This window comes from Acidovorax sp. Leaf73, assembly GCF_916855635.1.
GTDB classification, from domain to species: domain Bacteria; phylum Pseudomonadota; class Gammaproteobacteria; order Burkholderiales; family Burkholderiaceae_C; genus Acidovorax; species Acidovorax facilis.
The window spans coordinates 388839-409063 of record NZ_CAKASI010000001.1 but is presented as its reverse complement, the minus strand read 5'-3'; the positions used below and the strand labels follow the sequence as shown (position 1 = coordinate 409063).

Sequence of the window (20225 nt, the reverse complement as noted above, 5' to 3'; positions counted from 1 at the left end):
ACTTCCAGGCTCCCACTCTTGAACCTCATCGGCTTGAGACTGGCTCGACAACCTCCCGGTTGCACGACAGGCCGATACCCAGCGCCCCGGACGGGCGCATCCAAAGACATGACATTTGACGAACTGAACCTGGCTCCTGCCATCCTGAAGGCCGTGCACGAAACGGGCTACGAAACCCCCACGCCCATTCAGGCCCAGGCCATTCCCGCCGTGCTCGCAGGCCACGACCTGCTGGCTGGCGCGCAGACTGGCACCGGCAAGACCGCCGCGTTTACCCTGCCCATGCTGCACCGCCTTTCGCAAAGCGCTGCCCCCAAGAACAAGTTCGGTGGCAAGGGCATCCGTGCCCTGGTGCTGACGCCCACCCGCGAACTCGCCGCCCAGGTGGAAGAATCCGTGCGCGAATACGGCAAGTACCTGGACATCAACTCCACCGTCGTCTTCGGCGGTGTGGGCATGAACCCGCAGATCGACCGCGTCAAGCGCGGGGTGGACATTCTGGTGGCCACGCCCGGCCGCCTGCTGGACCTGCAGCAGCAGGGCTTCCTGGACCTGTCGACCGTGCAGGTGCTGGTGCTCGACGAGGCCGACCGCATGCTGGACATGGGTTTCATCCACGACGTGAAGAAGGTGCTGGCCCTTGTGCCCAAGGACAAGCAAAGCCTGCTGTTCTCGGCCACCTTCAGCGATGAAATCCGCGACCTGGCCAACACCCTGCTCAAGAACCCTCAGAGCATCCAGGTCACCCCCAGCAACACCACCGTGCAGCGCATCTCGCAGGTGATTCACCCCGTGGGCCGTGGCAAGAAGAAGCAGGTGCTGCTGCATATCATCCAGCAGCACAACTGGAGCCAGGTGCTGGTGTTCACCCGCACCAAGTTTGGCGCCAACAATGTGGCCGAGTTCCTGACCAAGAACGGCGTGCAGGCCATGGCCCTGCACGGCAACAAGAGTCAGAGTGCGCGCACCCAGGCACTGGCAGGCTTCAAAAGCGGCGAAATCCGCGCTCTGGTGGCCACCGACATTGCAGCGCGCGGCATTGACATCGACGACCTGCCGCACGTCGTCAACTACGAAATCCCGAACGTCTCTGAAGACTACGTGCACCGGATTGGCCGCACGGGCCGCGCTGGCGCTACCGGCGAAGCCGTGAGCCTGGTCTGCATGGACGAAGAAGGCTTCATGATGGACATCGAGCGCTTCACCAAGCAGCAGATCCCGGTCCAGATCATCGAAGGCTTCGGCCCCGACGCGGGCGAGAAGGCAGAGCCCATCGCCATGGGCCGCCAGACCATCTGGGGCGGTGCAGGCAAGCCCCCGAGCCGTGACGTGATGCAGGCAGCCGCCAAGGCAGCCCGCAGCGAAATGATGGACCGCATCCGCACCAACAAGGCCGGCCAGGGTGCTGGCGGCGGCGGTGGCGGTGACCGCGGCCCCCGCAGTGGCGGCGGCGGTGGTGCCCGTGGTGGCCGCGCCGGTGGTGCCCCTGCTGCAGCGGGCGGTGGCGGCAATGGTCCGCGCGGTGGCCGTGCCGGTGGTGGCGGTGGCGCCCAGGGCGGCGGCGCACGCGCTGGCGGCCAGGCACCTGCACGCGGCCGCTCCGGTGGCAGCGCCGGTGGCGGAGGCGGCGGCTACGAAGGCGGCAATCGCTACGACGACTCGCAACCCCCACGCGCGAATGCCCACCTGGGCACGCACATGGGCCATGCCAACCCAGGCCATCGCAACTCCAGCCATGCAGGCGGCGGCGCTGGCGGCCAGCCAGATCCCATGCGCACCAGCGTGGACAGCTTGGGCGGCGGCGGTCGCCGTGGCGGTGGTGGCTATCGTGGCAACAACGGTGGAGGTGGCGGCTATGGCGGAGGCACGGGTGGTTCTGGTGGCCGGGGCAACGGGTCTCGTGGGCCGGGCGGTTCTCGCGGCTCTTTTGGCCGCTGATCCGTCGGTAGGCAAAAACACAGCCCATACCGGCACAGCGCCGGGCGAAGCGCTGCCACCCGAGGTGCATGCGCTGTATGCCCTTGGTCGGCACATGCCGGACATCACGCATCCACGGCTGCACCTGCACGCTGTGGATTTTGCGGCCTTGGGCGCCCAGCCCGCGGTCCCGGGCCTGCCACATGTAGATGATGTCTACATCACGTTGGGGACGACCATCGCAGCGGCCGGCAGCCAGCAGGCTTTTCGCGCGGTGGACCACGACGCGGTCATTGCCACCGCGCGCACAGCGATGGCGGCCGGTACCACCCGCTGCGGGGTAGTGACCGCCATGGGCGCAGACGCAAATTCCCGCATCTTCTACAACCGTATCAAAGGCGAGGTCGAGCAGGCGCTCAAAAGCCTGGGCTTTGACACGCTCGTGATCGCGCGCCCATCCTTGCTGCTGGGTGAACGCCGGGCTCTGGGCCAGGCCGCGCGCCCCGCCGAGTCCCTGTCCATCAAGGCCTTCAAGTTGCTGGACCCGCTCATCCCCGCCAGCTACCGCGCCCGCCCCGGTGCCGATGTGGCGCGAGCGCTTGTCCATGCCGTGCAAACGCGGCCTTCGGGGCTGCACGTCCTGTCAGGCAACGCGCTGCAGGTCTTCTGACCTCCTCCCCAGTCCACTGCAGTTGCCTGTGCGATGCTGTGGCCTATGCGCCCCAACGACTTCCCCCAGCCCCTGGCCACTTTGATGGTGGCCACCTGCAATGTGCTCAACCTGGCCAATCCTGGCCGCCTGTTCTACGAGAACCAAGACCCCTACAGCCAGACGGAGTTTGATCGCAAGCTCACCTGGCTGGGCGACCGGTTTCGCATGCTCAATGCCGACGTGCTGGCAGTACAAGAGGTGTGGGACGACGCAGCATTCAAGGGCGCCCTCGGCCGCAGCGGCCTGCGCTACGACTTCGTGGCGGTACCCGGGGCGGAGAACGATGCGACGCGCACCGGAGCACAAGGCACGCCCCGGGTAGGCATAGCGACACGGCTCAAGGTGGATGCCTTGCAGTCGTTTGCGGAATTTCCCCCGGGCTTCCAGGTAGAAATACCGGGCCTGGGCCTGCACACGCGCTTTGAACGGCCGCCTCTGGTTGCAACACTGCGCATGAAACACGGACAGAGCCTGAACGTACTGACGGCCCACCTCAAATCCAAGCGGCCCAAGTTCCTGCAGGATGCACAGGGCAACCCCACGGAAGACCGGGACGACCGCAAGGTGATGGCGCTGGCATCGTTGCGCTCGCTGATCATGCGGGGCGCCGAAGCCATGGCGCTGCGCTGCCTGGTCATCGACCTGCTGCACCGCACCAGCGTGCCGCTGGTGGTCTTGGGCGACTTCAACGACACGCCCGACAGCGTCACCACACAGCTCATCTGCGCCACCAATGAGATCGCCTACGACCGCTCGGCACGCGATGTCGCGCTGTTCAATGCCTACGACCTGCAGGGCGATGCGGCGCTGAAGAAGGATGTCGCGTACTCACACATCCACCAAGGCTCGCCCAGCGTGCTGGACCAGATTCTGGTGAGCGAGGAGTTCGTGCACAACGGCAGGAACAGCATGGGCGACGTGCGGCGCGTGGACTACTTCAACGACCACCTGCACGAAGGACGTGACAGGACCCGATCGGACCACGGTTTTGTGCGCGCACTGCTGCGGCTGAAGATGGCACAGCAGACGGAGCCCTCACCAGCGCCACCCACATCCGCCGGCACCTCGCTGGCCCCGAATCCAGTCCCATCGGCCCCAAAACTGTGACATCACACAGGGCTTTGGCGCGTCAACCCCGGGTTTGCAACGGGATGTACGCTGACACGGCATGGCAGTGACGGGCAGGTAACATCGCCGTAACAAAGCCGCCCGGTCAGGCCTCAGAAGGCAGATACCACCATGAACATGTACTCCAACCCTCACCGCACCCCACCAGAAGCGTCATCGGCCCTGCCGCCACCGGCTCGCCCACAGCGCATGCCCTGGAAGGTCTCGGCGTTGCTGGCAGCCTTGCTGCTGACGGCGTGCTCCAGCACCCCGCTGCCACCCTGGCCATCAGCGCCAGCCACGCGAACCAGCGCGCCGGCCCCCTTGCCCCGCGTTCAGCCAGGTACGGTGGTGCCAGCGCCCTTGGGCCAGGCCCCACAGGCGCAGGCCCCGCGCCAAGGGGCGATCGCCAGCCCGCTGCCACCACCCGCGCCGCTGGTCGTGCAAAACGAAGGCCCGATGGCGCCCCCCTACGGTGCGGCCGTGGCGGCCCGGTTCCCTGATCCACCCATGGCCTACAGCACGCCCGGCCTGGGACCGGACCGCAGGGCATTCACCACCAACGCGGAGCTGGGCCAGTGGCTGCATTCCCTGGCCGACCCAGCTCCCCGTGGGCCCACGCGCACCAAGCTGCTCAACCTGGGCATGTCGCAGCGCGGTGAACCCATCCTGGGTCTGCTGGTGACCCGCGCTGCGGGCACAGAACCCGCCAACCTGGACACCAGCGGGCGGCCCACCGTAGTGCTCGTCGGCCAGCAGCACGGCGACGAGCCCGCAGGCAGCGAGGCGCTGCTCGTGATCAGCCGTGAACTGGCCCACGGCCTGCTGGAACCCCTGCTGGACCGCATCAACGTGGTGATAGTGCCGCGCGCCAACCCCGATGGCGCCGCCGTTGGCACCCGCGTCACGGCCAATGGCGTGGACATGAACCGCGACCACCTGCTGCTGAACACCCCCGAGGCCCGCGCTCTGGCCAAGGTGGTGAACGACTACCGCCCCATCCTGGTGGTGGATGCCCATGAATACACGGTGGTGGGCCGCTACCTGCAGAAATTCAACGCCATCCAGCGTTATGACGCCCTGCTGCAGTACACCACCACCGCGAACTACCCCGAGTTTCTGACCAAGGCCTCGCAAGAGTGGTACCACCAGCCCATGGTGGCGGCCCTCAAGGCCCAAGGCCTGACCAGCGACTGGTACTACACCACCTCGACGAACCCGGACGACAAACGCATCTCCATGGGGGGCACCCAACCCGACACCGGCCGCAATGTGAACGGCCTGAAGAACACCGTCAGCCTGCTGATCGAAACACGGGGTGTGGGCATCGGGCGCATGCACATCCAGCGCCGCGTGCATTCTCAGGTCACGGCCATCACCAGTGCGCTGCGCAGCACCGCCGAGCGGGCGGCCAATCTGGAGCAGGTCCGATCCTTCGTTGCTCGCGACGTGAGCGCCCAGGCCTGCCGCGACCAAGTGGTGGTAGAAGCAGCGGCCACCCCCACCCAGCGCGAGCTGGACTTCCTGGACCCCGAAACGGGTGCAGACCGCGCCATCCGGGTGGACTGGAACTCATCCCTCACCTTGCGCCCCACCAAAACCCGCGCCCGCCCCTGCGGCTACTGGCTGTCGGCCGGCTCCACCGCCGCCGTTGAGCGCTTGAAAATGCTCGGCCTGCAGGTGATGCGCGTGGCCGAATCTGGATCGGCACTGGCCGATATCTACCGCGAAACAGCGCGTGAGTCCGGCGACCGGCAGGACGTGATCGGCACCATCGCTGGCGGCAAGGGCATTGTTCGCGTGCAGGTATCGCCAGTGCGCAGTGCCATTGACGTGCCTGCGGGCAGCTTCTATGTGCCACTGAACCAGCCCCGCGCCAACCTGGCAGTGGCCGCCCTGGAGCCCGACACGCAGAACAGCTATTTCGCCAACCACCTGATTGAAGAGCTGGGAAATACCGCGCGCATCATGTCACCCCCTGCCCTGGTGTTTGAAGACATCAACTAGCCTTGAACGCGCCTGCCTGAAACCCACCACCGACGAACAATGCAAGGTCTTGTGGGTCGAGGCGGCAGAAATGCGGGCCAAGGCGCAGGGGGTAGTACGCTGAAGCAGCCCAAAGGAGTCTGCAACCAGTGCCCCGACAGAGAAAATACTATAAAAATAATAGCTACCAACGCTTATCCATAAAGCGCTAGCAGCTAAAAATGCATTGAATTCAGGCCCCACCGTGCAGCGATGCAGGGCGGGTATGCCGCGCAAGGCGTGCTTCGGTACGCTCCAGCACATGGCGGGCCATGGCCTGAGCCAGCGCCTCGTCGGCCAGGAACACCGTGCTGTCGCATTCCTGCGCAAGCCGCCGCGCTTCATCGCCGCTGTGACTGCGCACCACCGCTTCGATGTGGGGATTCAATGTGCGCGCGGTGGCGATGATCTGCCGCACATTCAGGGTATCCGGCGTTGCAATCACCAGCATGGCAGCCCGGGCGATGTGCGCCTGTATGAGCACCGCAGGGTCTACCGCATCGCCAAAAACTGCCGCAATGCCGGACTCCCGCAATGACTCCACCAGTTCGCGGTTCTGCTCGGCAACCACAAACGGGATGTCGTTGGCCACCAGCACATTGGCAACGCGGCGCCCCACCCTGCCGTATCCCACCAGCACCACCTGCCGCGCGAGATAGCGGGCGTCGGTGCTCATGGGCAGTTCGGCCAGGGGGTCGTCGCGCTGCTCCAGCCGCCGTGCCAATGCCGAACGGGCACGCAGCCAGGCCTGCAGCGGGGCAATGGCATGAAAGAGCATCGGATTGAGCGCCATCGAGATCAGCGCCCCCGCCAGCACCAGGCTGGCTCCCTCGGGCGGCAGCAGCCCCAGTGACGAACCCAGCGCCACCAGAATGAAAGAGAACTCCCCGATCTGGGCCAGGCTCGCCGAAACGGTGAGCGCCGTATTGAGCGGGTAGCGAAATGCCAGCACCAGCGCGGCAGCCGCCAGCGTCTTGCCCAACATGATGATTGCCACCACCGCCAGCACCTGCAATGGCCGGCTCCACAACACGGCGGGGTCGAACAACATACCCACCGAGACAAAAAACAGCACGGCAAAAGCGTCGCGCAGCGGCAAAGACTCTTGCGCAGCCCGGTGGCTGAATTCCGACTCGCGCATCACCATGCCCGCAAAAAACGCACCCAGCGCAAACGACACCCCAAACAGCGCAGCCGACCCAAACGCAATCCCCACCGCAGCGGCCACCACACACAGCGTGAAAAGCTCCCGCGACCCCGTGCGCGCCACCTGCCAAAGCACCCAAGGGAACAGACGGCGCCCCACCAGCAGCATCAGCGCAACAAACCCTCCAACCTGCAGCAACGTCCATCCCAAGGTCTGCCACAGCGCCGCGCCATCCACGCCCTGGGCAGCCGCACCTTCGCCCCCTGTGCTGCCACCCAGCCAGCCTGCAAGCGGCGGCAGCAACACCAGCACCAGCACCATGGCCAGGTCTTCCACCACCAGCCAGCCCACGGCAATCCGCCCGGTGTGACTGTCCAGAATGCCCAGGGTCTCCAGCGCACGCAACAGCACCACCGTGCTAGCCACCGAGAGCGCCAAGCCAAACACCAAAGCCCCGCCCAAGCCCCAGCCCCACCAGGTGGCCAAAGCCATGCCCAGCGCCGTGGCCACCATCATCTGCACCACCGCCCCGGGCACCGCAATCTTGCGCACGGCCAGCAGATCACCCCACGAGAAATGCAGGCCGACGCCAAACATCAACAGCATCACGCCGATTTCAGCCAACTGGCTGGCCATTGCCGCATCTGCCACAAAACCAGGTGTGTACGGCCCGATGACCACGCCCGCCAGCAGATACCCGATCAACGCTGGCAACCGCAACCGCGTAGCCACAAAACCCAACGCCAGGGCCAGCCCAAGCGCGGCAGCGATGGTGTGTATGAGCGTGACGCTGTGCGGCATGGTGCGGGCGGGGTGGGGGAATGCGTTAGCGGGTAGGTGACCTCGTTATACCCGCATCCACAGGGCTTTTGCTACTACCAACATCGGAGCCGCCGTCTTCGGGCCAGCTCCGTACGCAGGGTATGATTCGCGGTCTGCGCTACAGCGCAGTTGCGAAATGTTTTGCAATACAAGCAAGTAGGCGCTTCTCTGCCAAAAGCTTGTCTACTGCCCGTAGCTCAACTGGATAGAGCAATAGCCTTCTAAGCTATAGGTCGGGGGTTCGAGTCCCTCCGGGCAGGCCAAAATACCCCCTCACACAGTCTCACACCCTCTCAGAACCCGCACGTTTCCTAGCGTTGCGGGTTTTTTGTTGTCTCAGGCCATTTCACTGCGTACCATGACATACCAACAAAACGTTGGTACTTCTGCCGGTATCTCCACATACCAACTGTGCAGATACCAACAACAGGGGCACGCATGGCACTTACCGACACCTTTGTGAAGAACGTCAAGCCGTCTGGCTCTGCCACAGGCGAGAAGCACGCCGATGGCCAGGGCCTGTACCTTCACGTCAAACCGGCTGGCAAGTATTGGCGCATGAGCTACCGCCATCTGGGCAAGCAGAAAACGCTGGCGATAGGTGTGTACCCCGCAGTCTCGCTAGCCAAGGCCCGTAAGCGCCGTGACGACGCCCGCGAACTCCTGGCCGAAGGACTCGACCCCAGCGCAGCCAAGAAGGCCGAGAAGCTGGCAACCCGCGTAGCCGCAGCCAACACTTTTGAAGCGGTGGCCCGCGAATTCCATGCCACCCAGGCCAGCGGCTGGAGCCCCCGCTACGCTGCGCGGTGGATCGAGCGCATGGAGAAAGACCTGTTCCCGCACATCGGCAAGCTGACCCTGCCCGCCATCACCGCCCCGGTGCTGCTGGACGCACTGCGGAAGGTAGAGAAGCGCGGCGCCAACGAAACCGCCCACACCCTGCGCCAGACCGCTGGGCAGGTGTTCCGTTACGGTGTGCAGACCGGGCGCTGCGAGCGCAGCCCCGTGACTGACCTGCACGGCGCATTGAAACCTATCGTGGTCAAGCACATGGCTGCCGTGCTGGAACCTGCCAAGGCGGGCGAGCTGCTGCGGGCCATTGATGGCTACACCGGCCAGCCTATGACCAAGGCGGCGCTGGCACTGTCTGCCCTGCTCTTTCAGCGCCCCGGCAACATCCGGCAGATGGAATGGGCGTGGATCGACTTCGACAAGGCCCTGCTGACCATTCCATCCCAGGACATGAAGCGGCGGCTGGCGCAGAAGCTCAACGGCAGGCCGCACTTTGTGCCCCTGGCCCCGCAGGCCATCGCCATCCTGAAAGAGCTGCAGCCCCTCACCGGCCATGGCCGCTACGTGTTCCCCAGCCTGCGCACGGGCGAGCGGGCAATGAGCGACAACACCATCAATGCAGCCCTTCGTCGTATGGGCTTTGCCTCCGACGAGATGAGTGCCCACGGGTTCCGGGCGATGGCGCGCACGCTGATGATTGAGCGCATCCACGGCATATCTGCGGACGTGATCGAAGCCCAACTGGCGCACGGCAAATCGGGGCCGCTGGGGGCAGCCTACGACCGGGCGGAATTCATGGAGCAGCGGCGCAGGATGATGAAAGAGTGGGCGGACTACTTGGACAAGTTACGCAAGGGGGCTGACGTGATCCCATTGCATGGCGCTGCGTGATGCATCACTGACCGATTAGTTAGCTTTGCATCAACCTCGGCGACAGCCAGTGTCACAAGTGGATGCTCGTCATTCAAGAGAATGGGATCGAACGCATGTCGAAAATATCTAAATATATCCAGGCCGTCCGCGACCATTTAAAAAATGCAGAGGAAGAACGTCAGCGCCAACGAGAACGCGAGACAGTGGCAGACTTTGCAATAGAGCTACGCAAGCCAATACGAACCCTCCTGGATCAACTCAAAGCCGCAGGCATCGAAAAGGTACAAGGCGATCGAATATCAGAAAGTGACAAGCAGGCACTATTGAGATATCTGCAGAATTTGCATAGACCACCTCAAGAAAAGAGGAAACGCATCACCGTTAGGCCAGCCCTATCAGAAGCCGAAAAACTATGGGCAGCAGTGGCAAAAAATGAGAATGGTGCTGCATGGGAAGCACTTGATTATTTCGCTGAACAAGTTATTTGGGATCAGCCAATAAAATCCGAACTACAGCGCCTAGTGAATTTAATAGTCGCAAAATCAGTTTTGGAAGGCACATTACCAAACATGAAGCGCGGACGCCCAAAGAGCGATGATACTGAAAAAGTATCTCGGGAAGTTGCGCAAACTTATTGGGATATGCGCGATGCAGGCAAATCGTATGCAGAGACGGTTGCATGGATAAGCGAGCAAATTCACAAAGATGAGCGTCACGTAATGAGATTGGTTGAGTCCCAAAAAAAATGGGTTGGGGAAACGTTAGAAGCAAGGGAGAGAGAAAGAAAGTGGCAATCTCTCATGCGCCGGATACCTATAAACCGAGAAGGTGCTTCGAGCTATTTTGATGAATTATTACCAAAATTTCCGGAAGAACTGCAGCATCCTAATTTTGAATTCGAGGACTACATAGATCATCTTGAAGAGATGATCCGCAGAGGAGCGAAGCCAGAGAGCAACTGACAAGAAATTGCGGAATTTATCGCCAGTGACCAAGGCCTAGCAAATTGAGACAGTCAAGCCGTCATTTCAAAGGACGGCAAATAGTGTCACACCATCTCCCCACATTCGACGCCCTGCCAGACAGCGCATTCATCCGCGAAGCGCAACTGGTGCAGAGCCCCAAGCGCCCCGACAGCCCGGCCCCCCTGCCCTTCAGCGCCCCCACGCTATGGCGCAAGGTGAAGGCGGGCACGTTCCCCAAGCCGCACCGGCTGTCTGATCGCGTGACGGCCTGGAAGGTGGGTGACGTGCGCGCGTGGATCAACCAACACACCGCCAATGCGTAAGGGGGCACACCATGCACACCGACGCAACCAAGCGGCAGGCACTGGCCGAGATTCTGGCCGCGCATCCGGGCACCGACACCACGGCGCAATGCACACGCATCCGGGCAGCGCTGGCCCGCTTTGCACTCAGCACGTTTGAGGCTTCACGCTATCTGGACTGCTACGACCCGCGCGCACGGGTGATGCAACTGCGCCATGCAGGTGATGTGATCCGCACACACTGGCAGACGGTAGAAACCGAAGGCGGCGGCAAACACCGCGTGGGGCTCTACGTGCTGGAACCCAAGGGGGGCGGCAATGCATAGCTCCATCGAACAATTCAGCGCGGCCATCCGGAGCGCAGGACTCAGCCCTCCAGAAACCATTGAACCAGGGCGTTGGCATCGGTTTCCAGGTTCCCAAAAAGGCGCGCGAAATCGTGCTGGCTGGTGCTATCTGTTTGACGATCTGAAGGGGGGCTTTTTCGGGGACCACTCAACAGCCTCAAATCATCACTGGAAATCAACCGAAGGGAAGCATCTTTCCGATGCGGATTGGGAGCGCTATCGCCAACGCATCGACGCCATGAAGGCGCAGCGCGATGCAGAGCAGGCCCAACGCCAGCAACAGGCCCGCCAGACGGCGGCGGCGCTGTGGCAGGCCGCAGCACCGGCCATGCAGCATGAGTACCTGGCACACAAGGGCATACAGCCCCACGGCGCCCGGTGTGATGGGCAGCGGCTGGTGATCCCCTTGCGTGATGTGGATGGCACCCTGCACAGCCTGCAGACTATTGCGCCCGATGGCGATAAGCGATTCCTGCCCGGCGGGCGGGTGGCGGGCTGCTATCACTCCATGGGCAAGCCCCAGGGCGTGCTGGTGGTGTGCGAGGGCTTCGCCACCGGGGCCAGCATCCATGAGGCCACAGGGCACGCTGTGGCAGTGGCTTTCAACGCAGGCAACCTGCTGCCCGTGGCCCAGGCACTGCACGGCAAGTACCCGGCGCTGCGCATCGTCGTGGCGGCCGACGATGACTGGCACACCGATGGAAACCCCGGCCTGACCAAAGCCGCCGAGGCGGCGCAGGCGGTGGGCGGCAACCTGTCAAAACCTGACTTTGGCGACAGCCGCCCAGAGAAGGCGACGGACTTTAACGACCTGCACCAACTGCGCGGGCTGGACGCGGTGAAGGCGTGCATTGATAGTGCCGTGACCGCACCCACCGACTGCGGCTGGCCTGACCCCGTGCCCCTGCCCAGTGGCCTGCCACCCGTGGCGCCGTTTGATGCCGAGCTACTTCCCGAGGCCCTGCGCGGCTGGGTGGCAGACATTGCAGACCGTATGCAGTGCCCGCCCGACTTTACGGCGGTGGGGGCTGTGGTGGCTCTATCCAGCCTGGTCGGCGCGCGTGCAGTGGTCAAGCCCAAGGCCCGCGACGATTGGGCAGTGACCCCCAACCTGTGGGGCGCCATCGTGGGGCGACCCGGCGTGATGAAGTCGCCCGCACTCAGCGAGGTATTGAAGCCCCTGCAGCGCCTTGAAAAAACAGAACGGGAACTGTGGCAGGCCGCGCACGAAGCCTGGCAACTCGATTGCAAGGTGGCCGAGCTGGCCGCCAAGGCCAACGAAAAGCAGGCTGCAGCCCAAGCCGCCAAAGACCCAGCCAAAGCGCGGGCGCTGCTGCAGCCAGCGGACAACATGACACCAGAGCCCACCATGCGGCGCTATGTGGTGAACGATGCCACGGTGGAGAAACTGGCCGAGCTGCTGACCGTGAACCCGTGGGGCACGCTGGTTTACCGCGATGAAATCCACGGCCTGCTTTGCAGCATGGACAAGCAAGGGCAGGAAGGCGCACGCGGCTTCTACCTGACGGGCTATGACGGCAACCAAGGCCATGCTGTAGACCGCATCGGGCGCGGTGAATCGTTTGTGCCCCGCGTGTGTCTGGCAATGCTGGGCGGCATCCAGCCCGGCAAGGTGCAAAGCTACGTGCGCGACGCCGTGGCGGGTGGCGCAGGTGATGACGGCTTGCTGCAGCGCTTTGGGCTGACGGTGTGGCCTGATGTGAACCGCGAATTCGTCTATGTGGATCGGTGGCCCGACACCCCCGCAAAACAAGCTGCATGGGCGGTGTTTGAGCGCCTGAATCAACTGCAGCCAGTCACCGACAGCGATGCACAGGAATGGCGCTTTACCTCCGATGCACAGGCATTGTTTGAAGAATGGCTGATCCCTTTTGAAACCGAGCTGCGCGGTGAAGAACTACACCCGGCGCTGGTGTCTCACCTAGCCAAATACCGAAAGCTGGTTCCCGCCCTGGCGCTGATCTTTGCCCTGGTAGACACACCCGACAGTGGACACCTGATCCATGGGCGCGAGCTGATGCGCGCATTGGCATGGGCCGACTACCTGCGCACCCATGCCGAACGCCTGTATGCCGCAGCGGTGATGCCGGAAACCAGCGCAGCCAAGCAGCTGCTGGACAAGATCAAGGCGGGCAAACTGGCCGACAGCGACGGCGCTTTGCCGGATGCCTTCACGCCCCGACAGATTGCGGTGAAACACTGGGCAGGACTGGGCACGCCAGACGCAGTGCGCAAGGCCGCAGACCTGCTGGCCGACTATGGCTGGCTGGAACGCGAGGCAACACCCAGCGGCACAACGGGCGGCAGGCCCAGCGAGCGATATGCATTGCACCCTGCTCTGGTGAAAGGGGGCGCGTGATGAAGTGGCTACAGCGCCTGAAATCGGCACCCACCCCGAACGCCGACGCTACGAAACCTACAGAACCGGGTTTCGTAGGTTTTGTAGCGTGCCCCGATGGGGCTTCTGAAAACTTCAAAACCCCGCAACAGCCACCGGCCAACGAAGCAAACGCAGACCCTGACCGCTGGTGCTGGCCCCATGGCGCTGCGATGAACGCGGCAGAGATTGACACCTTCACGGAGCGGCTAGCGCGCTTCACCGACAAGGGGCTGACCCTGGACGATGCCGAAGCGCTGGCCGACAAGCTGGTGATGCGGGACAGGGACGACGACCACCGCCGACTGTGCCTGGAGTGCGCCCATCTGCAAGGCGTGGACCGCTGGAGCTGCGGCAACTGGAAGCAGGCGACCATCGGCACCCGCGCTGCAGACGCAGGGCTGGCACATGGGCTGGTGGTGATGCTGCAGCACTGCACAGGCTTCAAGGAGCAAGCACGATGAAGAAGAAGGCCCAGGCCCCGGCGGCGCCAAGTTGCAACCCCGACCCCAACACCCTGCAGCTACACAAAGACCCAGCGCAGACTGACGCCGCCCAGATCGCGGCAATGGCGCTGGGCAGCGTTGCAGCCAACGCAATGACTGCACGCACGTTCGCAAAGGGCACGTTTGGTGCGCTGGACGTGACCGAGTGCGTGATGACGCTCAAGAAGCGCGTGGACACCACCCACGGCGGCGACCTCAAGCACGCAGAAACCACGCTCACGGCGCAGGCCGCAACGCTGGACGCCATCTTTAACGAGATGGCCCGGCGGGCAGCGCTGAACATGGGCGAGTATCTGGACGCCACAGAGCGCTATATGCGGCTGGCACTCAAGGCCCAGGGCCAATGCCGCGCCACGCTGGAGACACTGGCCGCCATCAAGAACCCGCCGGTGATCTTTGCCAAGCAAGCCAACATTGCCCACGGGCCGCAACAGATCAACAACAAAACGACAACAAGAAACACCAGCACGCACGCGAGAAAAACAGAAACACTGCAGAACGAACTATTAGAGGATTCAGGGCATGGCAGCACGCACATGGACGCAGGAGCAACGACAACGCCAGCGCGAGGCTATACAGCGGTGGAAGCCCTGGAGCCAATCCACCGGCCCACAAAGCGCCGAAGGAAAGGCGGCGGCGGCGCGTAATGCTTATCGCGGCGGCCAGCGCGATGCCATGCGCAGAGCCATCAAAGAGCTGCGCCAGGCCCTGCGGGCGCAGCGCGATTCGTTGGAAGAAGAGTTGTCCAAAGGTGCGTGACCGCAGACCCAGTAATCAACAGCCGATCGGTTGCGCGGTGAACGCAACAGTGGCCGACTGCAATAGGCCCAAAGACTACATTGAACAACACCATCCAAAGCTGTGGTTGATTCAATACCTGCTTGCTAGCGGTCCGAAACGTTTGTCGGAGTGCCCGGTCCCGGCCTGCTGGCAAGCTACAGCTATCAAGTTGGTACTTGCCGGGATCCGAGGAGTTTTTATACTTGCATGTCTAAAGAGCCATCCGCTTGCAAACGTAGGCTGCCAGCCACTTTCAAAAGCAATCAGTGTTCAGGATATCAAGCACGGACCAGCTTATTTCTCAAGACTTGCGGGACAAATTTCGTTAGACCCAGACTCATGACTCTTTCGTTTCGCAGGGATTCAAACATGCAAAGATTGCAGACACATCGTCTCTCGGCGCCTATTTCGCTTGTCGCCGCCTTGCTGCTACTTGGCTGCAACGCTGGCGGCCAGGACAACACCCGCGTTGTCGCGCTTGAAACCAAAGTCGTCACTCTAGAATCAAGAATCGTCGCGCTGGAGTCGCAACTCTCCGACGTGAAGCGGCGAGTTGAAATCAACGAGCTGTTTAGAGATTTGGGTGGGGTCGCTTATCTCACGCCAGGCTCCGCCGGGTATTCTGTGGTTCGTATGGATCTCGGCAATCTCACCGTAGGCCTATCGAACGTGGCTGCTTACGCCAACGGAAGCAAAGTAACCTTGCAATTTGGCAACCTTACAAGTGCGACAGTTGACGGCCTGAAAGCCACAATTGATTGGGGTCCAGTAGATGCAACGGGAAAACCGAACAACAGCGAAGCTAAGTCGAAGGAGTTTTCCGCTACTGAGTCTCTGCTGCCCGGCAACTGGAACAGCACCGAAATCGTCTTGGAAGGCGTTCCACCCGCTGCCCTGGGCTTTGTCCGCGTTCGTGAAGTCAGCCACCGCGCCATTCGAATGCGAGGCAGATAGCGGGGTCTTACACGTAGAAAAAAAGCTCCCGATTGAAAACAATCAAACGATTGGCCGGGCCAGCGTGCGGGGAGCGTGCCACAGGGGGTCACTTTCACAAATGACGGTACTTTTGACGGTACTTTTCTAAATCGAAAACATGAAACCCAGTATTTATGCGGGTTTCGAGGCACTATGTGAACTCCTCCGGGCCCATCCCCTCTGAAAAACACCTTTTCTGCATTGCGCCAGGGAAGAATCGGGGAGGAATTTTCGATTGATGCTCCGCCATCCTGACAAAATCGCAGGCATGGCCGCCCAGAACATCGTAGACCTCCCACCCTGCCGCCCAGGCATGGCAGACACCCACCGCCGCGCGACAAATGCATTCCGCGCGCACTGGCGCGCACACGGTACAGCGCAACCGCAGAAGCTGGTCCTGACCAGGGCCCAGGCCGACGATCTGCTTCTGTGCCGCCTCTATGGCTGCGTGCCAATGAATGGCGTGAAGCCAGAGCAAGGCAAATTCAATGGCAGCCCGATAGAGGTATCGGATGCCACTGCTGGCGTTCTTGTGGCCCACGATGGCACCGAGATGCCGCTGGCCGACTTTGACCAACTAGCTAACGCCTGAAGCCAGCTCTGGACGGTCGTTCTATATGGATGACCTCCTACGACGGCCGACACAGGCGAGTGTCCCAATGGACTCTTTCCACAAGGAGCTCGCCATGGCCACCGACCCGAACGAACACCCAGCCCACAAGGTCCCCGAGACCTATCCCCTTCCCCCGGGCGACCTGCCGCCCAGTACCGAGACGCCGACTATCCCCCCGCAGCCCCAGCTCCCCCAATCAGGGCCGGACTACGTTGGCGAAATTGAGGATGAAGGTGCAGATCCTGTGGGCCTGTCGCCCAGGACCAGATTTCTTCCGATTGCGGACGTCCCTTAGCCCCGCTGACGCCGCATAGCTACCATGCCCAGAATAGCTAGCAATGACGACAGTCCAAGTAAGGCGTACTCACCGAGCGTGGGAATGCTAGCTGGAGCGGCGGGTGGCGCTAGCCCCACATTGATGATGATCTCGTCGCCAGATGGCACGAACAACGTTTGAGTCCCCACGTTGAGGCCAATCGCTGCCAACGTCGTACCTGCAAAAGTCGTTTGATTGACGATCGGAGACGCAGAAACATAGTTTTCCGGTAGGTACAGTTCAGTTCCCAGGAGGAACACGTTGGGCCCCGAAGAGCTTGACCCAGCGGTCGGCACTATAGAAGGCAGCGAAATGCCAGGCGACAGCGCCCCAGGATACCAATCTCCGTTTGTGTCTGAGCCAATGCAGAGGGCATTTGTACCGATGAATCCATCGCCAAGAAGACACGGTCCAATGAGGCCCACGGAGGAGAAAGAACTGGTGTTTATCGAGCCTGAGCCACTCATCACGACATCAGGCCCCACCTGATTGATGTTGATCGTGTAGACGGCCTGAGCTAGGTTCGCTCCCAGGAAGAAAATCAAGCCCACGCCAACGTCTCGCAAATTCATCTCCATCCCTTCATAAGAATACGTATCATTTGAAGTGTAGAGGATGTCTTTGATCCAGCCTAAGCCAAAGTTGCGGGCACGGCCCATGTAAGGTCGGTTTTGGGGTGGTGAAAAGGTCGGCCCCTCCAGCTCCCGAAGGGCGATGCAAGGCGCCAAGCTGGTGAATTTGCCTATGTCCTCCCGGGGCTCCAAACTCACCCAGCTCCTCACGGCCGTCAAATACTTGGGCCCGGTAGTTCCCGGGTTCTATCTTGTCGATTCCAGCGTCAGGATCATCAGCGTTCAATGGATCAGGAGACCGCACAGCCACAGCGTGGAATGCGGTTCACAGCCGACCATCACAGCGTCGGCTTCCACCCCTGGCTCACGATTCAAGCGGCGCGGTGGCTCAGTTCTACTTCGGCACGGACATTTCATGCACTGATGCCTGAAGGGACACTCCCTTCCATCAAAACATTCGGAGCACTATCGGTTTGGCTGCGGGACCGCAGCGTAGTTCATGGCAATGGCCTGGACCACTGCGCCAATGAGCGCGCCATCGCTCGCACTCTGAGGCAAAACCTCCCGAACGATCTGGACCGCGTACTCCAGCTGCTCCTTGGCAAGGGCTGCTGACATGGCGTTGCCACGTTTTTCGCTGGGCGACGCGTCGCGGATCACAAGGCTCATGGAAGACTCCAGAAAAAGCTAAAGACGCAGTATGCGCTGCATACGACGCGCTCCATCCCAGCACTACCCAAATCCCGCCAAGAAAGACTGTTCGAAGAGTGGGCAGAAGTAATGGCTGCGGACTGCCCCTCACATGCTGGAGGCCCAAAACAAAAAAACGCCGCAACATTTGTTGCGGCGCTTTTTCTGATTTGGGGTGGCTGATGGGGCTCGAACCCACGACAACAGGAATCACAATCCTGGACTCTACCAACTGAGCTACAGCCACCGTAGCTTTGTATTATAGCCTGGGATTTGAGCCCCAAGACCAATTTGCTTAATTTTCTGCAGCGGCCTGCAAAGTGGCCGAGGGTCGCGGCGCTTTGATCTCTGCCTTGAAACGCTTCTTGAGCATCTCGTAGTACGCCTGGCCTTCCGCCGAAGCCCACCACTGCATATATTGCTGCCGCTCCTGTTGCGCGCGCTGGCCCTCTGGAGGCGGCCGAGGCACCACACGGTTCACCTTGACCACAGCATAACCCTCGCTCCCCAGGTCCACACCAACCCAGGCTGGGAGAGCGTCGGCTGTCGGCGCGTGCAACGCTGCATCAATCAGAGGACGGGGCAGGTTCTGGACCTGCTCACGCGAAATCTGGATGGGGGCACCGAGGCCGCTGGCGGTTGCCGGGGCCGCTTTCCACGCAGCCAGCTTGGCTTCGCCATCCTTGCGCGCAAATTCAGAGGCTTTCTGCCCCACATACAGTTCGCGCACGCGGGCTCGCACTTCTTCCAGCGGCAGGGTTTTGGCGGGGGTGTACTGCACCACACGGCCAGCAGCCAGTTGGTTGGGGCCTACTTCCACGGCCTCGGTATTGCGTTTGTTCTGCACCGAATCCGAAGAGAAGAGTGCTTCCAGGAACTTGGGGTTGGCCAGTGGTCCCAGCGCGCCAGGAGCTGGCGTGCGGGTGAGGCCAGACGCGGTCTGCACCTTGAGCTTGAGCTTGTCTGCCACCGGCTTGAGGCTGTCTGCCTGTTCATACACGCTGTTCGTGAATGACTCCGCCACCTCGGCAAACTTGCGCTGCGCCTGCTGCTGCTTGAGTTCGGCTTCCATGGTGGGGCGCAGTTCTTCAAAGGAAGGCTGGCGGGGTGCCTTGATGTCGGTCAGCTGGATGATGTGGTAACCGAAGTCGGTTTCCACCAAATCGCTGATTTCACCCTTCTTGAGGGCAAAGGCCGCGTCTTCAAACGGCTTGACCATGGCGCCCCGTCCGAAGAAATTCAGATCGCCACCTGCGGTGGCCGATCCTTTGTCGTCCGAGGCCTTCTTGGCCACATCCGCAAACGTGGCTGGCGCCTTGCGCACCTGGGCCAGCAGTTCCGTCGCACGTGCCTTGGCCTTCTCACGGTCGGCAGACGATGCGTCCTTGGAGGCATTGATCAGAATGTGGCTGGCGCGACGCTCTTCCTTGCCAGCCATGCGCGCAACGTTTTCCTTGTAGTAGGTGCGCAAGTCGTCCTCATTGAGGGTGATACCGGAACGCACGCTGTCGAGGTCCAGAACCACATACTCCACCGAAGCCTGCTCCATCTGAAGGAACTTTGCAGGATTTGCCTTGTAGTAGGACTCCAGATCTGCATCCGTGGGAGCAACCTTGGCAGAGAAATCTGCAGACTTGAAGCGCACCACCTGGATTTCTCGCTGCTCATAGAGCGGGTCCAGCGCGAGCTTGACCTGGGCATTGGTACTGAAGGCGGTACCCATCACACCACCAATGACCTGGTTGATCGACAGATCGCGGCGGACATTGGCCTCGAAGCCTTCCGGCGTCAAACCTTGCGTACCCACCAGGGCCCGATAGGCTTCTGCGTCCAGCGTACCGTCAGCGCGCTTGAGCCCTGCAATGGCGGGAATCTCTTGCAGGCTGCGTGCCAGCCGCGAATCACTCGTCACCAGGTGCATTTCCTTGGCGGCAGCTGCCAGCACGCGGTCGCGCACCAGGCGCTCGAGCGTGGCGTAGCGGGCCTGGGGAGAGTCAAGAAGCTTGGGATCGACCGAGGGAGACTGCGCACGCATGCGGTCGGTCTCCATGCGATGGGCATTGTCCCAGTCAGTCTGGTTGATCTTGTCGCCATCGACGCGCGCCACCACTGGGCTCTTTTCAGAGAAGTAGTTGCTGTCAATGCCTACCAGCACAAACGATGGAATGATCAGCAAGAACAATAAGATCATCACGATCTTGGAGTGCTTGCGGATGGATTCAAACATGGTCGATCTTTCAGAAGGCAAAAAACAAAAGGCGAACTTGCGTTCGCCTTTGTTCGGTGGTGGTGGGTCCTGACGGTCTCGAACCGCCGACCTACTCCGTGTAAAGGAGCCGCTCTACCAACTGAGCTAAGGACCCCAC

The 20225-nt window shown here is 61.8% G+C and carries 17 protein-coding genes and 3 tRNA genes; 14 read left to right on the top strand and 6 right to left on the bottom strand.

The annotated features are described in order from the left end of the window. The first annotated feature begins 108 nt into the window (after positions 1 to 108). The 4 genes from LPA35_RS02010 to LPA35_RS01995 all read left to right on the top strand — a co-directional run bounded on the left by LPA35_RS02010 (position 109) and on the right by LPA35_RS01995 (position 5743). A complete protein-coding gene (locus LPA35_RS02010; protein WP_121419699.1) occupies positions 109 to 1938 on the top strand; it encodes a DEAD/DEAH box helicase in 1830 nt (609 codons plus the stop codon). Continuing rightward, a complete protein-coding gene (locus LPA35_RS02005) occupies positions 1856 to 2587 on the top strand; it encodes a nucleoside-diphosphate sugar epimerase (RefSeq protein WP_228894724.1) in 732 nt (243 codons plus the stop codon). The genes LPA35_RS02010 and LPA35_RS02005 overlap by 83 nt, the downstream gene beginning before the upstream one ends. Before the next feature lie 33 nt (positions 2588 to 2620). Beyond that, complete coding sequence (locus tag LPA35_RS02000; RefSeq protein ID WP_228894722.1) at positions 2621 to 3736, top strand: endonuclease/exonuclease/phosphatase family protein; 1116 nt, start codon at positions 2621 to 2623, stop codon at positions 3734 to 3736. 132 nt (positions 3737 to 3868) lie between these two features. Further along, positions 3869 to 5743 carry a M14 family zinc carboxypeptidase gene (locus tag LPA35_RS01995; protein ID WP_370641327.1) on the top strand — a complete coding sequence of 625 codons (1875 nt, stop codon included), beginning with the start codon at positions 3869 to 3871 and terminating at the stop codon, positions 5741 to 5743. 211 nt (positions 5744 to 5954) lie between these two features. On the opposite strand, the gene ybaL is transcribed toward LPA35_RS01995, so the two are convergent. Further along, on the bottom strand, positions 5955 to 7709 hold the full coding sequence (ybaL, locus tag LPA35_RS01990; RefSeq protein ID WP_228894721.1) for a YbaL family putative K(+) efflux transporter: 1755 nt from the start codon (positions 7707 to 7709) through the stop codon (positions 5955 to 5957). A 207-nt stretch (positions 7710 to 7916) separates the two neighbouring features. Between ybaL and LPA35_RS01985 the strand changes: the two genes are divergently transcribed. The 10 genes from LPA35_RS01985 (at position 7917) to LPA35_RS01940 (ending at position 16260) form a co-directional block, all read left to right on the top strand. Continuing rightward, a tRNA-Arg gene (locus LPA35_RS01985) sits at positions 7917 to 7993 on the top strand. A 175-nt stretch (positions 7994 to 8168) separates the two neighbouring features. After that, positions 8169 to 9413: an integrase arm-type DNA-binding domain-containing protein gene (locus tag LPA35_RS01980; RefSeq protein ID WP_228894718.1), complete on the top strand. Its 1245-nt coding sequence runs from the start codon at positions 8169 to 8171 to the stop codon at positions 9411 to 9413. Between the two features lie 95 nt (positions 9414 to 9508). Next, a complete protein-coding gene (locus LPA35_RS01975) occupies positions 9509 to 10357 on the top strand; it encodes a translation initiation factor IF-2 N-terminal domain-containing protein (RefSeq protein ID WP_228894716.1) in 849 nt (282 codons plus the stop codon). Between the two features lie 83 nt (positions 10358 to 10440). Continuing rightward, positions 10441 to 10683: an AlpA family transcriptional regulator gene (locus LPA35_RS01970; protein WP_228894715.1), complete on the top strand. Its 243-nt coding sequence runs from the start codon at positions 10441 to 10443 to the stop codon at positions 10681 to 10683. 11 nt (positions 10684 to 10694) lie between these two features. Continuing rightward, on the top strand, positions 10695 to 10988 hold the full coding sequence (locus LPA35_RS01965; protein ID WP_228894708.1) for a helix-turn-helix domain-containing protein: 294 nt from the start codon (positions 10695 to 10697) through the stop codon (positions 10986 to 10988). A gap of 259 nt (positions 10989 to 11247) precedes the next feature. Next, the gene (locus tag LPA35_RS01960; RefSeq protein ID WP_228894706.1) at positions 11248 to 13389 is read left to right on the top strand and encodes a DUF3987 domain-containing protein; all 2142 of its coding nucleotides are present in this window, start codon (positions 11248 to 11250) and stop codon (positions 13387 to 13389) included. 191 nt (positions 13390 to 13580) lie between these two features. Continuing rightward, positions 13581 to 13871 (top strand): hypothetical protein, encoded by a 291-nt coding sequence (locus LPA35_RS01955; protein ID WP_228894705.1) that lies wholly within the window; start codon positions 13581 to 13583, stop codon positions 13869 to 13871. Then, positions 13868 to 14560 (top strand): hypothetical protein, encoded by a 693-nt coding sequence (locus LPA35_RS01950; protein WP_228894703.1) that lies wholly within the window; start codon positions 13868 to 13870, stop codon positions 14558 to 14560. The genes LPA35_RS01955 and LPA35_RS01950 overlap by 4 nt, the downstream gene beginning before the upstream one ends. Positions 14561 to 15062: 502 nt before the next feature. Beyond that, positions 15063 to 15647, top strand: coding sequence for a DUF3251 domain-containing protein (locus LPA35_RS01945; protein ID WP_228894702.1), 585 nt, complete (start codon positions 15063 to 15065; stop codon positions 15645 to 15647). Positions 15648 to 15981: 334 nt separating this feature from the next. Then, the gene (locus tag LPA35_RS01940; protein WP_228894699.1) at positions 15982 to 16260 is read left to right on the top strand and encodes a hypothetical protein; all 279 of its coding nucleotides are present in this window, start codon (positions 15982 to 15984) and stop codon (positions 16258 to 16260) included. 312 nt (positions 16261 to 16572) lie between these two features. On the opposite strand, the gene LPA35_RS01935 is transcribed toward LPA35_RS01940, so the two are convergent. From LPA35_RS01935 to LPA35_RS01915, 5 genes are all read right to left on the bottom strand, one after another. Then, entirely contained in the window at positions 16573 to 17256 is a 684-nt protein-coding gene (locus LPA35_RS01935) for an IPTL-CTERM sorting domain-containing protein (RefSeq protein WP_228894698.1), read from the bottom strand. A 378-nt stretch (positions 17257 to 17634) separates the two neighbouring features. Next, positions 17635 to 17838, bottom strand: coding sequence for a hypothetical protein (locus LPA35_RS01930; protein ID WP_010460906.1), 204 nt, complete (start codon positions 17836 to 17838; stop codon positions 17635 to 17637). Between the two features lie 192 nt (positions 17839 to 18030). Beyond that, positions 18031 to 18106, bottom strand: a tRNA-His gene (locus LPA35_RS01925). A gap of 48 nt (positions 18107 to 18154) precedes the next feature. Then, the gene (locus LPA35_RS01920) at positions 18155 to 20086 is read right to left on the bottom strand and encodes a SurA N-terminal domain-containing protein (protein ID WP_228894694.1); all 1932 of its coding nucleotides are present in this window, start codon (positions 20084 to 20086) and stop codon (positions 18155 to 18157) included. Positions 20087 to 20146: 60 nt separating this feature from the next. Continuing rightward, positions 20147 to 20222 (bottom strand) — tRNA-Val (locus tag LPA35_RS01915). Positions 20223 to 20225 lie beyond the last annotated feature (3 nt).

Bases quoted from the DNA above. Each gene is read 5' to 3' on its own strand.
- LPA35_RS02010 (WP_121419699.1), top strand. From the start codon at position 109: ATGACATTTGACGAACTGAACCTGGCTCCTGCCATCCTGAAGGCCGTG.
- LPA35_RS02005 (WP_228894724.1), top strand. From the start codon at position 1,856: ATGGCGGAGGCACGGGTGGTTCTGGTGGCCGGGGCAACGGGTCTCGTG.
- LPA35_RS02000 (WP_228894722.1), top strand. From the start codon at position 2,621: ATGCTGTGGCCTATGCGCCCCAACGACTTCCCCCAGCCCCTGGCCACT.
- LPA35_RS01995 (WP_370641327.1), top strand. From the start codon at position 3,869: ATGAACATGTACTCCAACCCTCACCGCACCCCACCAGAAGCGTCATCG.
- ybaL (WP_228894721.1), bottom strand. From the start codon at position 7,709: ATGCCGCACAGCGTCACGCTCATACACACCATCGCTGCCGCGCTTGGG.
- LPA35_RS01980 (WP_228894718.1), top strand. From the start codon at position 8,169: ATGGCACTTACCGACACCTTTGTGAAGAACGTCAAGCCGTCTGGCTCT.
- LPA35_RS01975 (WP_228894716.1), top strand. From the start codon at position 9,509: ATGTCGAAAATATCTAAATATATCCAGGCCGTCCGCGACCATTTAAAA.
- LPA35_RS01965 (WP_228894708.1), top strand. From the start codon at position 10,695: ATGCACACCGACGCAACCAAGCGGCAGGCACTGGCCGAGATTCTGGCC.
- LPA35_RS01960 (WP_228894706.1), top strand. From the start codon at position 11,248: ATGAAGGCGCAGCGCGATGCAGAGCAGGCCCAACGCCAGCAACAGGCC.
- LPA35_RS01955 (WP_228894705.1), top strand. From the start codon at position 13,581: ATGAACGCGGCAGAGATTGACACCTTCACGGAGCGGCTAGCGCGCTTC.
- LPA35_RS01950 (WP_228894703.1), top strand. From the start codon at position 13,868: ATGAAGAAGAAGGCCCAGGCCCCGGCGGCGCCAAGTTGCAACCCCGAC.
- LPA35_RS01945 (WP_228894702.1), top strand. From the start codon at position 15,063: ATGCAAAGATTGCAGACACATCGTCTCTCGGCGCCTATTTCGCTTGTC.
- LPA35_RS01940 (WP_228894699.1), top strand. From the start codon at position 15,982: ATGGCAGACACCCACCGCCGCGCGACAAATGCATTCCGCGCGCACTGG.
- LPA35_RS01935 (WP_228894698.1), bottom strand. From the start codon at position 17,256: ATGGGCCGTGCCCGCAACTTTGGCTTAGGCTGGATCAAAGACATCCTC.
- LPA35_RS01930 (WP_010460906.1), bottom strand. From the start codon at position 17,838: ATGAGCCTTGTGATCCGCGACGCGTCGCCCAGCGAAAAACGTGGCAAC.
- LPA35_RS01920 (WP_228894694.1), bottom strand. From the start codon at position 20,086: ATGTTTGAATCCATCCGCAAGCACTCCAAGATCGTGATGATCTTATTG.